Origin of the sequence: Nocardia sp. NPDC050710, assembly GCF_040654375.1 — a bacterium.
Lineage (GTDB): Bacteria > Actinomycetota > Actinomycetes > Mycobacteriales > Mycobacteriaceae > Nocardia.
In genome coordinates, this window is record NZ_JBFAHV010000019.1 from 91799 (window position 1) to 108136 (window position 16338).

Genomic DNA, 16338 nt, shown 5'->3' on the forward strand with positions numbered 1-16338 from the left:
GAGTTCTTTACCCCTGACGGACAGGCTGCTCACGCTGCTGTTCGGCGAGGCGCTGGATGGCGTATTCGGTGACAGCCGCGAGCGATTGGCGCACCTCCATCGCATTGCGGGCATCGATATCGACGATCGGCACCCCGGACCGGACCGACAGCGCCTCGCGCAGTTCGGCCACCGGGAAGCGCGGTGCGTCGGGGAAGCGGTTGACCGCGACCAGGAACGGCAGTCCGCGCGCCTCGAAGAAGTCGACGGCGGCGAAGCTGTCCTCGATCCGGCGGGTGTCGACCAGCACGACCGCGCCGATCGCGCCGCGAATCAGGTCGTCCCACATGAACCAGAACCGGCGCTGGCCCGGCGTACCGAACAGGTACAGCACCAGGTTGCCCGGCAGCACGATGCGCCCGAAATCCATGGCCACCGTGGTGGTTTCCTTGCCCGGCGTGGCGGCGAGATCGTCGATGCCGTCGGAGAAACCGGTCACCATCGCTTCGGTACGCAATGGGACGATCTCCGAAACCGCGCCGACGAAGGTCGTCTTGCCCGCGCCGAAACCGCCTGCGACAACGATTTTCGTCGAGGCGGTGCGGTTGTCCGTTGGTGCCGAGCCGTACGGCTGGGCGTTATAGGGCGCGGAGTCCACGCAATGTCCTCTCCATCAGTGATCGGCGCTCGTCGTAGGTCGACTGGTCGCTCAGCGTCGAATGCACCCGAAGCGTTCCGGCGACGACGAGATCACCGATAACGACCCGGATCAGGCCCAGCGGCCGCTGCAACTGGGCGGAGATCTCGGCGACCGAAAGCCGTGCGGTGCCGAGGCGCACGATATCGGTCCGGAGATCGCCGACCGGCCATTCGAAATGGGCAGTGTAGGAGATGGTCTCGATGACCGCCTCCAGGGGAAGATCGACCGCCGGCTCGGTACGTCCAGAGGTCAGCGCATATGGGCGGACGCGGGTCGGGGGTATGCCCGGCCCCCCGCCGGAAGGATTGGACATCGCACTCTCAGACAGCCGTACGGGCGGTGGCCGAAACCACCGACCCGACCCGGTCGACGAGCAGGGCCATCTCGTATCCGATGCGGCCGATGTCATGAGTCTTGTTGGCCAGCACCGCGAGGTGTGAGCCGTTGCCGACGGTCATCACCAAAAGATATCCGCGTTGCATGTCCACAATCGACTGCATGACCTTGCCACCGTTGAAGAGCTGGGCCGCGCCGGCCGACAGGCTGGCCAGCCCGGCGGTCACCGCCGCCAACTGTTCGGCCCGGTCGCTCGGCAGGTGCGGACTGGTGGCCTGCAGCAGTCCGTCCGCCGAGACCAGGACGGCGTGGGTCACGCCGGGCACATCCCTGGTGAACCGCGTGACCAGCCAATTCAGGTTCTCGTCCGTAGTGGTGCTTGGTTTGTCGCTCATGCAAGCCCTCCGTCGTTGTACTGGGCGTCGGCCCGTCCACTGCGGACCCCGCTGAGATGCCTGGTCAAGCTGTTGCGGATTTCATCCGGATTCCTGGTATTGGTTTCCTCGGCGGGGGAGAGCCCGCCGGGCACCAGCTGGGCGCCGGGCTGGCGGATCGGCAGCCCGCCCGAGGTACGGCCGGAGGTGGTCGGATTGCTGGCCTCGGCGGCCGCGGCCCAACCGGCGTCGGCCGGTGAAGTCCATGGGGTGTCGCCGCCACCGCCCTCGGATCCCGCCGAGGCCGGTTCCACCAGCCATTCGGAGACCATCCGCTGGTAGATCGGGGTCGGCGTCTCCGGGTTCACCGGACGCAGCCCGGTGGCGGTGGTCGTCGGCGTGATCGCCATGGCGACCGGCTCCGGCATAGGTGCGGGTTCCGGCTCGTAGCTTTCGGTCTCCGCCCAGACGTCCACGTGGGTGGGTTCGGCCGGTTGGGCGGGTCCGTTCGGCGCGGGCAGCGCCAGCGGCTCGGTGTGGCGCGGGTTGGTCTCCCTGCGGTCGACGAAGGGACGGGTGCCGGAGCGGCCGGGGTCGGTCGCCTCGACATCGATGATCGGCAGCTGCGTCGACGTATCCCGGTCGCTGGGTCCCGCGACCCGGATGGCGGGCCGCCGCTGGGGCAGCCCGGAACCGCTCACCTCGAACGAGGAGGTGTGCTCAGGCAGCGCCAGGCTCGGCACCGGGACCAGCATCCGCGGCGGCGGGGCGGGCTCGGACGGGGCGATCTGCAGCGGCGGCATCGGTGCTGGATGCGGTCCGGCGTCCGGCGAGATGGGCACCGGCGACACCAGGGTGCCGGGCAGATGGACGCTGGCGGTGATGCCGGGCTGCTGGGCCATGGCCGAGGTACGGCGCAGGTTGACGGTGATGCTGTGCCGCTTGGCGAGCCTGCCGACCACGAACAGACCCATGCGGCGCGCGGTTTCGACGGTGACCTCACCACCGGAGGCGAGGTGATCATTGGTGGTCTGCAGATCGTCGGTGGACATGCCGAGACCGCGGTCGATGATCTCGATCAGATAGCCGCCGTCGACCGCCCTGGCCACCGAGACCGCCACCGGCGTGGTCGGCGGCGAGTAGCGCAGCGCGTTGTCGATCAGCTCGGCGAGCAGGTGCTCGATATCGACGGCGGGCTCACCGGGCACGATGCCGTCGGGCGCGTTGCCGATCTCGACCCGCTGATAGTCCTCGACCTGGGAGACCGCGCTCCACAGCATGTCCGACAGCGGAACCGGCGGCAGGTGACCGCGGCGCAGCGCGGTACCGGCGAGCACCAGCAGGTTGTCGCCGTTGCGGCGCATGCGGGTGGCGAGGTGGTCGAGCCGGAACAGGCTCTGGAGCCGCTCGGAATCGTCCTCGTCGTGCTCGAGCTCCTCGATGAGGGTCAGCTGCTGCTCGACGAGCGACTGGCTGCGCCGCGACAGGGTTTCGAACATGCTGCCGATCTGCAATCGCAGGCGGGCCTGTTCACCGGCGAGATAGAGGGCGGCCTGGTGGATATCGTCGACGGCGCGGGCCAGCTGGCCGATCTCCTCGGTGGTGTGCACGTCGATCTGGGTGGTGTCCGGGGTCACGCCGCCGGAGCGGACCACCTCGATCTCGCTCGGCAGGTCGACGTGGGCGACCTGCAGCGCGCCGTGACGCAGGCGGCGAATCGGCACGACCAGCGAGCGGGCGACCGCCAGCGCGAGGGCGAGACCGGCGAGCAGGGTGGCGACCACGATCGCGATATCGCGCAACACGATGCCGCGCAGTTCGGCGGTCCGGTCGGCGAGTTTGGCGTCGATGGTGTCGACCAGGCTCAGCGTCGTCTGGTCGTAGGCGGTGGCGCTGGCACGCAGCGAATCGACCACCGCGGGGTTGCTGGTCGGATCACCCAGGTTCTGGCCGAATACGCCTAGTCGCGTATTGATCGCGTCGATCAGTGTGTTGGCGTTGAGCGCCGATTGCGGCTGCAGCTGGGCGAACTGCATGATGAGCACGAGCTCGCCACCGGCGGTGGTCAGGACCGTCGGGCGCACCGCCGGATTGCGGTCCGCGCCGGGGGACCCGATCAGCAGGTATTGCTGGGTCAGCAGGCGGCGGGCGTTGGTGGTCACACCCAGCTGCAGGAAGTAGCGCTGAATGGTGAGCTCTTCGATGGTGGTCGAGACCGCGATCGCGTTACCGATGCGCGCTGCCACGTCGTCGGCCTGCTGGCCGATGGTTACCGGCGAGGAGTTGCGCAGGCTGTTGCGCATGGCACGACCCGCCACGAGCGCCAGATCGAGCTCCTTGCTGACGCTGTCCGGTGCTTTCGTCGATTTCAGCGCGGTCTCGAGATCGGCCGCCGCTTGATCGAACCTACCCGCGACCTTGTCGATGGCAACGTCGGGATGCTCCTCCCACGAGGTCGCCGCGGCAACCGCGAGTTGCTCGGTGGCCGAACCGAACCCGAGCATCGGGCGGATGATCCTCGCCTGTTCCGACGCCGCGTCCAACTCCGAGATCGTGCCGAGCTCGTCGTTGATGCGCAACACCGCGAACGTCGAGGCCAGTACCACCGGTAGCAGCAGTACCACGCCGACCTTGCGGGTGACGGACCAGTTGGACAGCCTGAATTGCCTGGAACGCGGTGCTGATTCCATCCGCTTCCGTCGCCTCCACTCCGCGCGGGGTCCCCGGTGGCTTGTGGCTGTTCAACATAAGTATGGGATGAACCCGCTGAGAACCAACTCGAGGTCTTCTTTTTACCGCAGGGAACATACCGTGCTGGCTTGCCAACGGCAATCTGAGGCACTCGTCTTGATAAGTCTCGAATATGGCTACGCAGAACATGTTTCGCGCGTAAATCCGCCTCCACATCCGCGGGAATCGGTCGATACCTTAGAAAGGCGCTGGTCACCCATGGTGGCGGCGCTCGCCACGATCCGAACCGGGCTACGGCGTGTCGCGACCGGCCCTCTCAGTCGACTCTCAGTCGATGCGGTCAAACTGGTGGCATGCGCATTCTGGTAGTCGACGACGATCGCGCCGTCCGTGAATCGCTGCGTAGGTCGCTGACCTTCAACGGCTACTCCGTCGATCTCGCGGTGGATGGTGTGGACGCTCTGGAGAAAGCGACCGCGCAGCGTCCGGATGCCCTTGTGCTGGATGTGATGATGCCGCGGCTGGACGGGCTCGAAGTTTGCCGACGGCTGCGCAGCACGGGTGATGATCTGCCGATTCTGGTTTTGACAGCGCGAGATTCGGTTTCGGAAAGGGTTGCCGGACTTGATGCCGGAGCCGATGATTATTTGCCGAAACCATTCGCTTTGGAGGAATTGCTGGCCCGGTTGCGGGCGCTGCTGCGGCGGCGCGCGACCGATCCGGGGGAGACCTCGGAAGCCATGCAGTTCGCCGATCTGTCGCTGGATCCGGTCACCAGGGAGGTCTCCCGTGGCAGCCGATCGATCAGCCTGACTCGCACCGAGTTCTCGCTGCTGGAAATGTTGATGGCGAATCCGCGCCGGGTGCTGACCCGCAGCCGCATCCTGGAAGAGGTCTGGGGCTACGACTTCCCCACCTCGGGCAATGCGCTGGAGGTCTACATCGGTTATCTGCGGCGTAAGACCGAGGCCGAGAGCGAGCCGCGGCTCATCCACACGGTCCGCGGTGTCGGCTACGTGCTCCGCGAAACACCCCCGTAAGCCGGCTCGACAATGGCACGAAGCGTTCCCCGGCGGCCGGTGGTCGCCCCCCTCGGCCCGCCCGACTCGGCGGAGATGCGGCCGCCGATGCCGCTGACCCGTTCGGTCTCGCTGCGCTGGCGGGTAACCCTGCTGGCCGCCTCGCTGGTGGCGATCGCGGTCGCGGTGACCTCCATCGCCGCCTACGCGATGGTGGCGCGTGCGCTCTACGCCGATGTGGACTCACAGCTGAAGGCGCGCGCCGCCACGATGATCGACAACAACTTCGAGAACCTCGGCTTCCAGTCCATCGTGCTGGCCGGGCTGTTCTCCAACGATGTCGGCGTCGCGCTCATCTTCGCCGACCACAAGCCCTACATGCCGCCGCAGCAGACGATTCCGCCGGTGGGAAGTCAGGAGCTCGCGGTCGCCGATGGCCAGCTGCCCTCCTCGTTGCGCACCGTCAACAATCAGCGGGTGCTCGCGGTGCCGACGCATTCCGGTGCCACGCTGATCATTTCGCAGCGGTTGGAGCCGACGCGGGAGGTGCTGGACCGGCTGGCCTGGCTGTTGTTCGTGGTCGGCGGGTGCGGCGTGGTGTTGGCCGCGGCGGCGGGCACCGCGGTCGCGCGCACCGGGCTGCGGCCCATCGCGCGGCTGACCGCCGCCACCGAGCGGATCGCGCGTACCGACGACCTGACCCCCATTCCGGTCACCGGCGACGACGAATTGGCCAGGCTGACCGAGAGTTTCAACACAATGCTGCGCGCGCTCGCCGAATCCCGGGATCGCCAGCGCAGGCTGGTCGCCGATGCCGGGCACGAATTGCGTACGCCGCTCACCTCATTGCGCACCAATACGGAGCTGCTGATCGCCTCCAGCAGGCCGGGCGCGCCGCGATTGCCGGACGAGGATATGTCCGAATTGCGCGCGGACGTGGTCGCCCAGATCGAGGAACTGTCCACCCTCGTCGGTGATCTCGTCGATCTGGCGCGCGAGGACGCACCCGAAACCGTCTACGACCGTATCGATCTCGGCGAGGTCGCGGAGCGAGCGCTGGAGCGGGCGCGGCGGCGACGCGGCTCGATCGAGTTCGTCGCGGAGCTGCGGCCGTGGTTCGTCTACGGCCATGAAGCGGGGCTGGAGCGCGCGGTGCTCAATGTGCTCGACAACGCCGCGAAATGGAGCCCGGCCGGGGCTCAGGTTCTGGTGACCATGCGCGAGACCGGTCGTGGACTGCTCGAATTGGCCGTCGACGACGCCGGACCCGGCATTCCCTCCGGCGAGCGGGAGTTGGTGTTCGAGCGGTTCTATCGGACCACCGCCTCCCGATCGATGCCGGGTTCGGGGCTCGGCTTGGCCATTGTCAAGCAGGTGGTCACCAAGCATGGCGGCACCATCACGATCGATACCTCCCCGCGCGGCGGAGCCCTGATCCGTATCGTGCTACCGGGTGAGGCCGGATCTCCCAACGATAAACAGATCTCGGAAAACTGAAAGCAGGGTCTCAGTCCGCTCTAAGCCGTCGTCGCCAGGCTTGGTGACAGACGTGAGGAGAAACGAGAAGCCATGACCGAGGACTTCCAGAACCGCCGGGGGGAGCCGGAACCCGGCGGCGCGGCTCCCGGCCCCCGCCCGACCGAGCAGATCCCGGCCGTGCCCGCGGCGCGCAGCAACCCGTGGAGCAGGCCCGATCCGGGCGCCGCGCACCAGTCGACGCCGCAGTACCAGACGCAGCCGTTCCCGGGACCGGAGGCGGGTCAGGAGTACGCGACGCCGAACTTCCCGCCCCCTCCGGGCGCGGTGCCCGGCGCCGCCTTCGGCGCGCAGCCGCCGCAGCAGCCCCCATTCCGGCCGGTCCGCGCCGGACTGGTCGCGGGTGCGGTCGCCCTGGCGCTGGTCAGTGGTGGCGTCGGCGGTGCGGTGGGCGCGCTGGCGACCCGAGCGGATAACGGACCCGCGCAGGTCACCAATGCCCTGGATGCGCCGAAGCCCAATGTCGGCAATGTCGTGAACGCGCCGCCCGGTTCGACCCAGGCGGTGGCGCAGAAGGTGCTGCCGAGCGTCGTGATGATCAAGGTCGCGAGCAACCGGGCCGAAGGCGAGGGCTCCGGGGTCGTGCTGTCCTCCGACGGCCTGATTCTGACCAACAACCATGTCGCGGCGGGTGGCGGTGACAGCGCCAAGATGGAGGTCGTCTTCTCCGACGGCAGTACCGCACCGGCCACGCTGGTCGGCGCCGACCCGGTCTCCGACCTGGCCGTCATCAGGGTCAGCGGTAAGAGCGGGCTGACTCCGATCGAGCTGGGCTCCTCGTCGAACCTTCAGGTCGGTCAACCGGTCATCGCGATCGGATCGCCGCTCGGACTGGCGGGCACGGTCACCACCGGCATCGTCTCCGCGCTGAACCGGCCGGTCTCCACCCAGGGCGAGGGCACCCCCAGTCAGGTCAACCCGGTGATCGACGCGGTCCAGACCGACGCCGCGATCAACCCCGGCAATTCCGGTGGCGCGCTGGTCGACGCCAACGGCAAGCTCATCGGTATCAACACCGCCATCGCCAGCCTCGGCGCGGGTGAGGCCGCGGGGGCGCAGAGCGGTTCGATCGGCCTCGGCTTCGCGATCCCCGTCGATCAGGCGCGCCGGGTCGCCGACCAACTGATCAAGACCGGTCACGCCACCTACGCGCAGATCGGTATCAAACTGCGCCCGCAGGACACCGCCGCGCTGGTGCTGGAGTCCACCCCGGACGGTCCGGCCGCCAAGGCGGGCATTCCGGCGGGCGCGATCATCACCAAACTGGACGACCGGCCCATCGACTCGGGGAACGCGCTCATCGCCGCCGTCCGATCGCATCAGCCGGGCGACAAGGTGAAGGTCACCTATACCGATGAGCAGGGCAGGAACCCGAAGACCGTGGAGGTCACCCTCTCCGGCGCGCCCGCGGACGGTGGGCGGTGATGCGCCCGACCCGGCGGTTCGGCGCGGATGCCGTGATCAATCCCGCGCTCGGGCCCGAGTTGTCGAGCGCAGCCGTGGAACTCCTGACCGCAAGCGCTACGGTGAGCACCATGGAAATCGATGCTTCTGTGGCGGGGCGTGCACTGGTGGTGGTCGTCGATGATCGAACGGCGCATGGAGGTGTGGACTCGCTCGGCCCGCTGGTCACCGAGCTGCTCACCGAGGCGGGTTTCCTCGTCGACGCGTCGGTATCGGTGCAGGCCGATGAGGTGGAGATCCGCAATGCGCTGAACACCGCTGTGATCGGCGGCGTCGACCTGGTCATCTCGGTCGGTGGCACCGGCATGTCCCCGCGTGACGTCACGCCCGAGGCGACCTCGCAGGTCTTGGACCGGGAGTTGCAGGGCATCAGCGAGGCGCTGCGCGCGTCCGGTCGCGTGGCCGGATCGCTCGACGCCGGCCTGTCGCGTGGGCTCGCCGGCGTGTCGGGCAGCACCCTGGTCGTGAATCTGCCGGGCACCCGCGCGGCGATCCGCGACGGTATGGCAACTCTCGGGCCGCTCGCCAGCAAGGTGATCGGTGAACTCTCCGGATTGGTCGAATAATTTCCGGTATCGCTGCTTCCGACGACCCTCGCCCTGCGGCCCGCCGGGCGAGGGATGCCGCACGTCTGGCCCGGATCTTCGGCGACACCCTGCCGGAGACCACGGCCGACGAACGCGACCCCGATTCCGGGGCCGATTCCGGCTCCGATGACTGGCTCCGCTCCCAGGTACCTCCGCACCACGGTTGAGCGCTCTCTACGGACTTGCTCCGTATTGTTTCCATTAATAGAACCGTGATTCACCTGAAAGCCTTGTACATCGTGCTGTGATCTGTGTCATGACATCCGGCGGTGTCTCGTAATCCTCGAATGGCGTTCTTGCGACTCGGGTTCTTCGATTTGGCGAATCCGCAGCTCCCCCTTCTGCATTTATGCACGTCAAGCGATATGGTCATGTTGATAAGCGTGATCTACATCACATTGATCTTTACGAAAGCTTGCGTTGCCACGCTGTTACTGACGGTTTAATCTTCGCCAGAGCCACCCAACACTGGACCACGAAGGCCCGGGTACGTCACGTACGTCGTCGACCCGGCGGAACCCGGCTCGGTTCCGTTGCCAGCCAAGGCCGTTGCGCCGAAATAACCGTCGGTTACGTACCGGCAACATAGGGGCGACAAACTGAGCTGGGCCTGAGAGGACCAATGTCCACCTCGATGGTCGAGGTGGACCGTTAGAACCTGATGAGGGGAAGTATGAGCGAGAACCGCACCAACGGTCTGCGTCGCGGTGCCCGCGTCGCGGGCGTCGGCGCCGCCGCGGCCGTTGCCATGGGCCTGCTTTCGGCCGGTGCTGCCAATGCCGACACCTTCGTGCCGTTGCCGGACGGCCAGAAGCTCGGCGCTGGCGTTACTATCACCCGCACCGGTGAGCACGCCCTGATTTCGCCGTCCCTTGCCGCCAACGGCGCCGGTCGCGTCGTCTGGGTCTCCGGCAACGCCACCGCCGATGTCACCGTTACCCCCGAGGGCGAGATCGGCCCCAACAACGGTCCGTCGGGCGCGCCCGGTAGCAACAACTCTTCGACGCACGGCGCGTCCCAGCTGAGCACCGGCTACATCGTCGGCTGCCAGGTCAGCATTGCCGACGACGCGATCTCTGCCGGTGTGTCGGGTGGCATCAACCTCGACGGCGGATCGCTCGGTGGCTCCATCGGCCTCCAGCTCGGCCCCGGCGAGGTCAAGTTCGTTCAGATCGACTACAAGGACATCCTGAAGCCGGGCGTGTACTCGGTGGAATACCAGGATGCCGAGATCGAGATCCAGGGCTGCGCGGGCTACGCCCAGGCGCGTGCCTACACCGTTGTCGAGATCATCGGCGACCACTACTCGAAGACCACCCTCTACGGGATGCCGTTCAGCATCGGCTGACGTCTGTCGACTCTCCAACGAACATTCTTCTCGCTGAAGCGAATTCAACCCTCGAGGGGTACAAACAAATGATCAACCGTAAGAACGTGGCACGCGTGGCCGGTGTCGGCGCCGCTGCCACTCTCGCCATGGGGCTGTTCTCCACCGGTGCGGCCAACGCCGATACCTTCGTTCCGCTGCCGGGCGGCGAAATCGTCAAGACCCTCTCCGACGGCACTGTGGTCACGGTCCGCCTGGTCGGCGAGTCCGCCAACATCAACCCGTCCATGGGCTCCACCCCGGTGCACCGCAACGCGTGGGTCTCCGGTAGCGCTCAGGTCGAATTGTCCGGCACGGGCGCCGATGCCGGCGGCAAGATCTTCCCGGGCTACACCGTGGGCTGCCAGGTGAACATCGCCGGCGGTGGCGCCAGCGGTGGTGTCGAAGGCTCGCTCGACTGGAGCGACGGGGAGAGCGTCAAGCCCGGTATCGGCGCCAACACCGGCGGCGACCTGTCCCTCGGCCCCGGCCAGGCGAAGTCCTTCTACGTCCTGGACCTGGAGCAGGCGGACGACTTCGGCAACGAAACCCACAAGAAGCGCAACGCCTTCAAGGGCAGCAGCGGTTCGGTCACCTGGGCCGACGAGACCATCGGTCTGAGCGGCTGTGCCGGCTACGCGCAGGCGCGGGCGTTCGTCAGCGTCGAGGTGGAGACCGAGAGCGTCGTCACCTGGATCACGCTGTACGGCGCGCCGTTCAGCATCGGCTGATCCTCGGATCGACGCCTGACTGATCGACAGAACGGGCCCGTCGCCATGGCGACGGGCCCGTTTTCGTTGTCGCATGGGTGATTACGGCTCGTGCCTACCGCCCCCGCTGCGCTGGCTGTCGGCGAGCAGATCGCGGATCTGGATCAGCACCTCGGAATCGCTCAGCTTCTCGTCGGTCTTGCTGAAACGGTTCTTCGCGTGTGTCGCCGGGAGTATCAGCGCGAAGTAGAGCACCGCCGCGATGAGGATGAAATTGATGATCGCGGTAATGATCGGCCCCACTTGAACGAAGGTTGCGGGCTTATCGGCTACCAGCTGGAAACCTAACCCCAATTCATTGGTGCCGCCGAAGACGGCCAGGATCGGATTCACGATCCCATTGGTGAAAGCCGTCACGATGGCGACGAACGCGGTACCGATAACCACGGCAACAGCCAGGTCGACGACATTTCCGCGTAGGAGGAAATCCTTGAAGCCTTTCAGCATTGCCGATATCTCCTTCGAGTGGGAGCTGACCAGCTGCGCGCTGCGGCGGCGTGCGCGCCGACAATTCCGATGCTAGCCGACCATCGGGCAAATTCTTGGCGAATATTCCTAATGGAAAACGACGGTGAGCGAGATCCGTAGCGAGGCGGCGGCCACCGCGATGGCGTGTTCGGCGTCCATCGCGACCAGCACCACCCGTTCCGGCGCGGCATGCCGATCACCCGGTGCCGAGACCAGCACCACCGCCGCATCGGCGGCCAGGGTGCGGGCGGGCCGGATACCGGGACCGGTGGACTCCTCCGCGCCGACCACATCGACGCGGTCACCGGCCCGCAGGATCTCGGCGACCGCGGTATCCGCGAGGCGGATCGGCACGATGCGGGCGTCGCTCGCGCCGGTCGCCGCGGCGGCCAGCCGGGGGCCGAGCACACGCAGATCGGTGAAGACCTCGCCCGCCCGCATCGCACCGGTCAGCGTCGCGCCGACCAGGGCGCCGGCATCGCGCGCCGCACCGTCGGGGAGAGTGCCGGACTCGCGGGGGACGACCCGCAGATCGCTCGCCTCGAGCAGCCTTCCCGGTGCCAGATCACGCCCGGCGATCACGACATCGCTGCGTTGCGCGTCGGGATCCCCGCGCACGAACAGCGCCGCCGCCAGCACGGTGAGTGCGGCGGCGAGGAGTCTGCGGGCGAGCGGCAGATCGACCCAGGGCGGGCGGTTCCAGAGGGCGAAACGTAGCGGGCTACCGCGGCCCAGGCCGGTGCGCGATCGGATCATGGCCGGATCCTATGGCCGGAAACACACCGGCCGGCCGGGGAAAACGGGTGGCTGTGGATAACTGTGGGGCTGTGGATAACGGGTGCGCCGCGTCGGGCGCACCGGGCTCAGCTGGCTACCGCGGCGCTGCTGGACGAGGTCGACTCCGAGCTGGTGCCGGAGCTGGCGGTGCTGGTGCTCGAGCCGCTGTCCGACTTCGCGGGTTCACTTGCGGTGGACGCACCGCCGCGGCTGTCGGTGCGATAGAAACCGCTGCCCTTGAAGACGATCCCGACCGAGTTGAACAGCTTGCGCAGCTTGCCAGAGCACTTCTCACAGACGCTCAGCGCCTCGTCGGAGAAGGACTGAACGATGTCGAAGCGGTTGTCACACTGGGTGCACGCATACGAATAAGTTGGCACAGGATCCTCCGCAGGGTTCGTCAAACTGGCACTCTACAGCCGACAGTGCCAACACCGCCAATCGGTGTTTCATTCCGCGACGTGATCGGTGCCCAGCCGTTGCAGGCCGCCGCGCGGGGTGAGGACCCAACCCATGCGCAGATCGTGCGGTTCCTCGGGGAGCTGGTCGACGAGTTCGTCGTCCCGGACCACCGCGACCAGTCGCGCGTCCGTGCGGGCGGCGCCGAGTGTCCGATCGTAGTGACCCGCGCCTCGCCCGAGTCGCACACCGCGGCGGTCCACCGCGAGCGCCGGAATCAGAATCAGCCCGGCCCGCGCGATCGTCTCGGTGGGCAGCACCGGTCCGTTCGGCTCCAGCAGCCCCCAGCGGGCGGGACGCAGGTCGTTCTCGCCGGTGTATTCGGCCCATTCCAGCGGGCCGGGCGGGCCGGTGATCGGCAGCAGCACCCTGGCCCCCGCGTCACACAGGGCGTCGAGCAGGGCCGTCGAACCCGGCTCGCCGCGCACCGGCACGTAGGCGCACACCCATTCGGAAACCTCGAGTTCGCCCACTGTTTCCGCCAGTGCGGCGGCTTCCGCGGCGTGTGCTCCGGCGGTCACGCCCTCCCGCTGCGCGAGTATTTCGGAGCGCCATGCATGTTTATTGCGCTCGCCGGGCATCTCCATGCTGATCACCATAAGCTCACGACTGCGCCTCGCCGGCGCTCGGCTTCATCTCCCGCAGGGCGCCGTGCAGAAGGATCGCTCGCTACGCTCACCGGGATGCCAGGTCGTCGCGACGGCGATGGGCTGAGTGATGGATGGATAGGGTAGACGAATGACAGCAAAGGCCGAACAGTCCGCGAATGGTGCGGTGGCGTCGTGTTTCCGGACCGCCGTCGTGCCGGCGGCGGGGCTCGGGACGCGGTTCCTGCCCGCGACCAAGACGGTGCCCAAGGAGTTGCTGCCGGTGGTCGACACCCCCGGAATCGAGCTGGTCGCGTCCGAGGCCGCGGACTCCGGCGCGGACCGGCTGGTGATCGTCACCTCACCGGGCAAGGACGGTGTGGTCGCGCACTTCGTCGAGGATCTGGTGTTGGAGAGCACCCTCGCCGAGCGCGGCAAATTCCATCTTCTGGAGAAGGTGCGCAAGGCGCCCGCCCTGCTCGATGTGACCTCGGTGGTCCAAGAGGAGCCATTGGGCCTCGGACATGCGGTGGCGCAGGCCGAGAGCGTCCTCGATGACGACGAGGACGCCATCGCGGTGCTGCTCCCCGACGATCTGGTGCTGCCGTGCGGTGTGCTGGACGTGATGAGCCGCGTGCGGCGCAAGCGCGGAGGATCCGTGCTGTGCGCGATCGACGTTCCGAAAGACCAGGTCAGCTCCTACGGCGTCTTCGACGTGGCGACGGTGCCTGACGCGGTGAACCCGAATGTGCTGCGGGTCAACGGGATGGTGGAGAAGCCCGCGCTGGAGGACGCGCCCTCGACCTACGCCGCCGCGGGCCGATACCTGTTGGACCGCGCCATTTTCGACGCGCTGCGCCGGATCGAGCCGGGCGCCGGTGGTGAGTTGCAACTCACCGACGCGATCGCGCTGCTGATCGCGGAGGGGCATCCGGTTCATGTGGTGGTGCACCGTGGGTCGCGCCACGATTTGGGCAACCCCGGCGGTTATCTTCGTGCTGCGGTCGATTTCGCTTTGGAACGAGAGGAATACGGCCCCGCCCTGCGGGAGTGGTTGCAGCACCGGCTCAGTTCGGACTGGGATCCGCAGCTGACGACGTACGACTGAGGAGCGCGGCCGGGTTTCGCCGACCGTGGACCGTCGGGTACGAATGATGGTTCACCGTCGGGCGCTGAACATGTGCCGCGCAGGCGCATGTCGGGTGGCGGAATCGTGAGGTGCGGAGAGGATCAGGAAGGGCTGGATGCGCTCGGTTGAGGATCAGCAGATCAAGGTGACCGCGGCGGCGGTCGCGCCCAGGCCGGTCCGGGTCGCGATCTCCGAAGCCCAGGGCCTGCTGTGTGCCGAGGACGTGGTCACCGAGCGACCGCTGCCCGGATTCGATCAGGCCGCGATCGACGGCTACGCGGTGCGCAGCGTCGATGTCGCGGCGGCCGGTTCCGATATCCGCGGCGAGGACGACGAACTCGTCGACCTGACCCTGCCGGTGGTCGGTGAGGTGGTCGCGGGTTCACGCCAGCCGATTCGGTTGCAGCCGCGCCAGACCGTGCGGGTCGATACGGGCGCGCCGCTGCCGACGCTGGCCGACGCGGTGCTGCCGCTGGACTTCACCGACGGCGGCCGAGCCAGGATCAAGGTCTACGAGCCGGTGCGCTCCGGCGACTACGTCCGGCGCATCGGCGACGACGTACAGCCCGGCGATATCGCGGTGCGCGCGGGCACCATCATCGGTCCGGCCCAGGTCGGTCTGCTCGCCGCGGTAGGTCAGGACAAGGTGCTCGTACACCCCAGGCCCAGGCTGTCGGTGATCTCGGTGGGCGGGGAACTCATCGATATCGATCGAACTCCAGGGCCCGGCCAGGTCTACGACGTGAACTCCTACGCGCTCGCCGCCGCCGCGCGGGACGCGGGCGCGGACGTGAACCGGGTCGGTATCGTCAGCGACGATCCGCGCGGGCTGCGCGATGTGGTCGAGGGGCAGCTGGTCCGATCCGAGGTCGTGGTGATCGCGGGCGCGGTCGGCGGCTGGGCCTCCGAACAGATCCGTGAGGCCCTGGAAGGGTTGGGGGAGTTGGAGATCGCCCGGGTCGCCATGCATCCCGGTTCGGTCCAGGGTTTCGGCAGGCTCGGCCGCGACGAGGTGCCCACCTTCCTATTGCCCTCGAATCCCGTTGGCGCGCTGGTGGTTTTCGAGGTCATGGTGCGGCCGTTGATCCGAATCGCGTTGGGGCGCAGGCATCCCATGCGCCGCATCATCCACGCCAGGACCATCACCCCGATCAGTTCGATGGCGGGGCGCAAGGGCTATCTGCGCGCACAGTTGATGCGCGACGAATCCACCGGGGACTACCTGGTGCAGCCGCTGGGCGGGGCGGCGGGTTCCTCCTCTCACCTGCTCGCGACGTTGGCCGAGGCCAACAGCCTGATCGTGATCGACCCGGACGACACCGAGATCCGGACCGGTGACGAGGTCCAGGTTGCTTTTCTCGCACAGCGCGGCTGAGGCGTGGAGACCATGAACGTTTTCCGGGTCACGCAGCATCCCGGGTGGCCCGCGCATTTGGGTCCGGTCGGGGTCGCCGCGGGGACGGTGACGTTGCGGCCGGTGCGACTGCGTGACGCCTCGGCCTGGAGCCGGATCCGATTGCGGGACAGGGAACATCTGGAGCCGTGGGAGCCGACCGGCCGGGGCGCGTGGGAGGCGCGCAACCACGCGTCGAACTGGCCGTCGCTGTGGTCGAGCCTGAAGGCGGAGGCCCGGCGCGGTGCGATGATCCCGCTGGTGATCGAGGTGAACGGGGTGTTCAGCGGGCAGCTGACCGTCGGCAATATCGTGCGCGGCGCATTGCGTTCGGCCTGGATCGGTTATTGGGTGTCCAAAGATCTCAGTGGTCAGGGTGTCGCGACGGCCGCGCTGGCGCTCGGGCTCGATCATTGCTTCGGGCCGGTCGGCCTGCACCGGGTCGAGGCCACCGTGCGGCCGGAGAATCTGGCCAGCCAGGCCGTGTTGCGCAATGTCGGATTCCGCGAAGAGGGACTGTTGCAGCGGTATCTCGACGTCGACGGGGCGTGGCGCGATCATCTGCTGGTCGGGCTGACCGTCGAAGAGGTGAACGGAACCGTGGTGGACCGGCTGGTCCGCGCGGGCCGGGTCATCCTCCCATAGGCCGGAGGTGAGGTCGACACGCCGCGTCCACACACGCCGTGAAAATGGGGGATATGTG

General features: G+C 67.5%; 18 protein-coding genes. 10 read left to right on the forward strand and 8 right to left on the reverse strand.

What is annotated here, in order from left to right; all coding sequences use genetic code 11:
- Positions 1-7: 7 nt before the first annotated feature.
- The 4 genes from AB0H61_RS27345 to AB0H61_RS27360 are packed head-to-tail and all read right to left on the reverse strand — an operon-like array spanning position 8 to position 4079.
- Positions 8-637, reverse strand: a complete 630-nt coding sequence (locus AB0H61_RS27345) for an ATP/GTP-binding protein (protein ID WP_357309940.1) — start codon at positions 635-637, stop codon at positions 8-10.
- Positions 618-992 carry a DUF742 domain-containing protein gene (locus tag AB0H61_RS27350; protein WP_357309942.1) on the reverse strand — a complete coding sequence of 125 codons (375 nt, stop codon included), beginning with the start codon at positions 990-992 and terminating at the stop codon, positions 618-620. The genes AB0H61_RS27345 and AB0H61_RS27350 overlap by 20 nt, the downstream gene beginning before the upstream one ends.
- 7 nt (positions 993-999) lie before the next feature.
- Positions 1000-1410: a roadblock/LC7 domain-containing protein gene (locus AB0H61_RS27355; RefSeq protein ID WP_040710026.1), complete on the reverse strand. Its 411-nt coding sequence runs from the start codon at positions 1408-1410 to the stop codon at positions 1000-1002.
- Positions 1407-4079 (reverse strand): ATP-binding protein, encoded by a 2673-nt coding sequence (locus AB0H61_RS27360; RefSeq protein WP_357309945.1) that lies wholly within the window; start codon positions 4077-4079, stop codon positions 1407-1409. Before AB0H61_RS27360 ends, AB0H61_RS27355 begins: the two co-directional genes overlap by 4 nt.
- A gap of 354 nt (positions 4080-4433) precedes the next feature.
- On the opposite strand from AB0H61_RS27360, the gene AB0H61_RS27365 reads away from it, so the two are divergent.
- From AB0H61_RS27365 to AB0H61_RS27395, 7 genes are all read left to right on the forward strand, one after another.
- A complete protein-coding gene (locus tag AB0H61_RS27365) occupies positions 4434-5120 on the forward strand; it encodes a response regulator transcription factor (RefSeq protein ID WP_357309947.1) in 687 nt (228 codons plus the stop codon).
- Positions 5121-5132: 12 nt separating this feature from the next.
- A complete protein-coding gene (locus AB0H61_RS27370; RefSeq protein WP_357309949.1) occupies positions 5133-6596 on the forward strand; it encodes a HAMP domain-containing sensor histidine kinase in 1464 nt (487 codons plus the stop codon).
- Between the two features lie 72 nt (positions 6597-6668).
- Entirely contained in the window at positions 6669-8060 is a 1392-nt protein-coding gene (locus AB0H61_RS27375) for a trypsin-like peptidase domain-containing protein (protein WP_357309951.1), read from the forward strand.
- A 110-nt stretch (positions 8061-8170) separates the two neighbouring features.
- On the forward strand, positions 8171-8665 hold the full coding sequence (locus tag AB0H61_RS27380) for a MogA/MoaB family molybdenum cofactor biosynthesis protein (protein WP_357310124.1): 495 nt from the start codon (positions 8171-8173) through the stop codon (positions 8663-8665).
- Between the two features lie 8 nt (positions 8666-8673).
- Positions 8674-8853, forward strand: coding sequence for a hypothetical protein (locus AB0H61_RS27385; RefSeq protein ID WP_357310126.1), 180 nt, complete (start codon positions 8674-8676; stop codon positions 8851-8853).
- Between the two features lie 506 nt (positions 8854-9359).
- Positions 9360-10034: an MspA family porin gene (locus AB0H61_RS27390; protein ID WP_357309953.1), complete on the forward strand. Its 675-nt coding sequence runs from the start codon at positions 9360-9362 to the stop codon at positions 10032-10034.
- Positions 10035-10102: 68 nt separating this feature from the next.
- Positions 10103-10783, forward strand: a complete 681-nt coding sequence (locus tag AB0H61_RS27395) for an MspA family porin (protein ID WP_357309956.1) — start codon at positions 10103-10105, stop codon at positions 10781-10783.
- 81 nt (positions 10784-10864) lie between these two features.
- Here AB0H61_RS27395 and mscL read toward each other — a convergent pair whose 3' ends face one another.
- The 4 genes from mscL to AB0H61_RS27415 form a co-directional block, all read right to left on the reverse strand.
- Positions 10865-11269 carry a large conductance mechanosensitive channel protein MscL gene (gene mscL, locus AB0H61_RS27400; protein WP_357309958.1) on the reverse strand — a complete coding sequence of 135 codons (405 nt, stop codon included), beginning with the start codon at positions 11267-11269 and terminating at the stop codon, positions 10865-10867.
- A 108-nt stretch (positions 11270-11377) separates the two neighbouring features.
- Positions 11378-12046 (reverse strand): SAF domain-containing protein, encoded by a 669-nt coding sequence (locus AB0H61_RS27405; protein WP_357309961.1) that lies wholly within the window; start codon positions 12044-12046, stop codon positions 11378-11380.
- Between the two features lie 107 nt (positions 12047-12153).
- Positions 12154-12447, reverse strand: a complete 294-nt coding sequence (locus tag AB0H61_RS27410) for an FmdB family zinc ribbon protein (protein ID WP_357309963.1) — start codon at positions 12445-12447, stop codon at positions 12154-12156.
- Between the two features lie 69 nt (positions 12448-12516).
- The gene (locus AB0H61_RS27415) at positions 12517-13113 is read right to left on the reverse strand and encodes a 5-formyltetrahydrofolate cyclo-ligase (protein ID WP_357309965.1); all 597 of its coding nucleotides are present in this window, start codon (positions 13111-13113) and stop codon (positions 12517-12519) included.
- A gap of 151 nt (positions 13114-13264) precedes the next feature.
- Here AB0H61_RS27415 and AB0H61_RS27420 point away from each other — a divergent pair, with 151 nt between their 5' ends.
- The 3 genes from AB0H61_RS27420 to AB0H61_RS27430 all read left to right on the forward strand — a co-directional run bounded on the left by AB0H61_RS27420 (position 13265) and on the right by AB0H61_RS27430 (position 16280).
- Positions 13265-14221, forward strand: coding sequence for a UTP--glucose-1-phosphate uridylyltransferase (locus tag AB0H61_RS27420; protein ID WP_357309967.1), 957 nt, complete (start codon positions 13265-13267; stop codon positions 14219-14221).
- A 136-nt stretch (positions 14222-14357) separates the two neighbouring features.
- Positions 14358-15617, forward strand: coding sequence for a gephyrin-like molybdotransferase Glp (gene glp, locus AB0H61_RS27425; RefSeq protein WP_357309970.1), 1260 nt, complete (start codon positions 14358-14360; stop codon positions 15615-15617).
- A 12-nt stretch (positions 15618-15629) separates the two neighbouring features.
- Positions 15630-16280: a GNAT family protein gene (locus AB0H61_RS27430; RefSeq protein WP_357309972.1), complete on the forward strand. Its 651-nt coding sequence runs from the start codon at positions 15630-15632 to the stop codon at positions 16278-16280.
- Positions 16281-16338 lie beyond the last annotated feature (58 nt).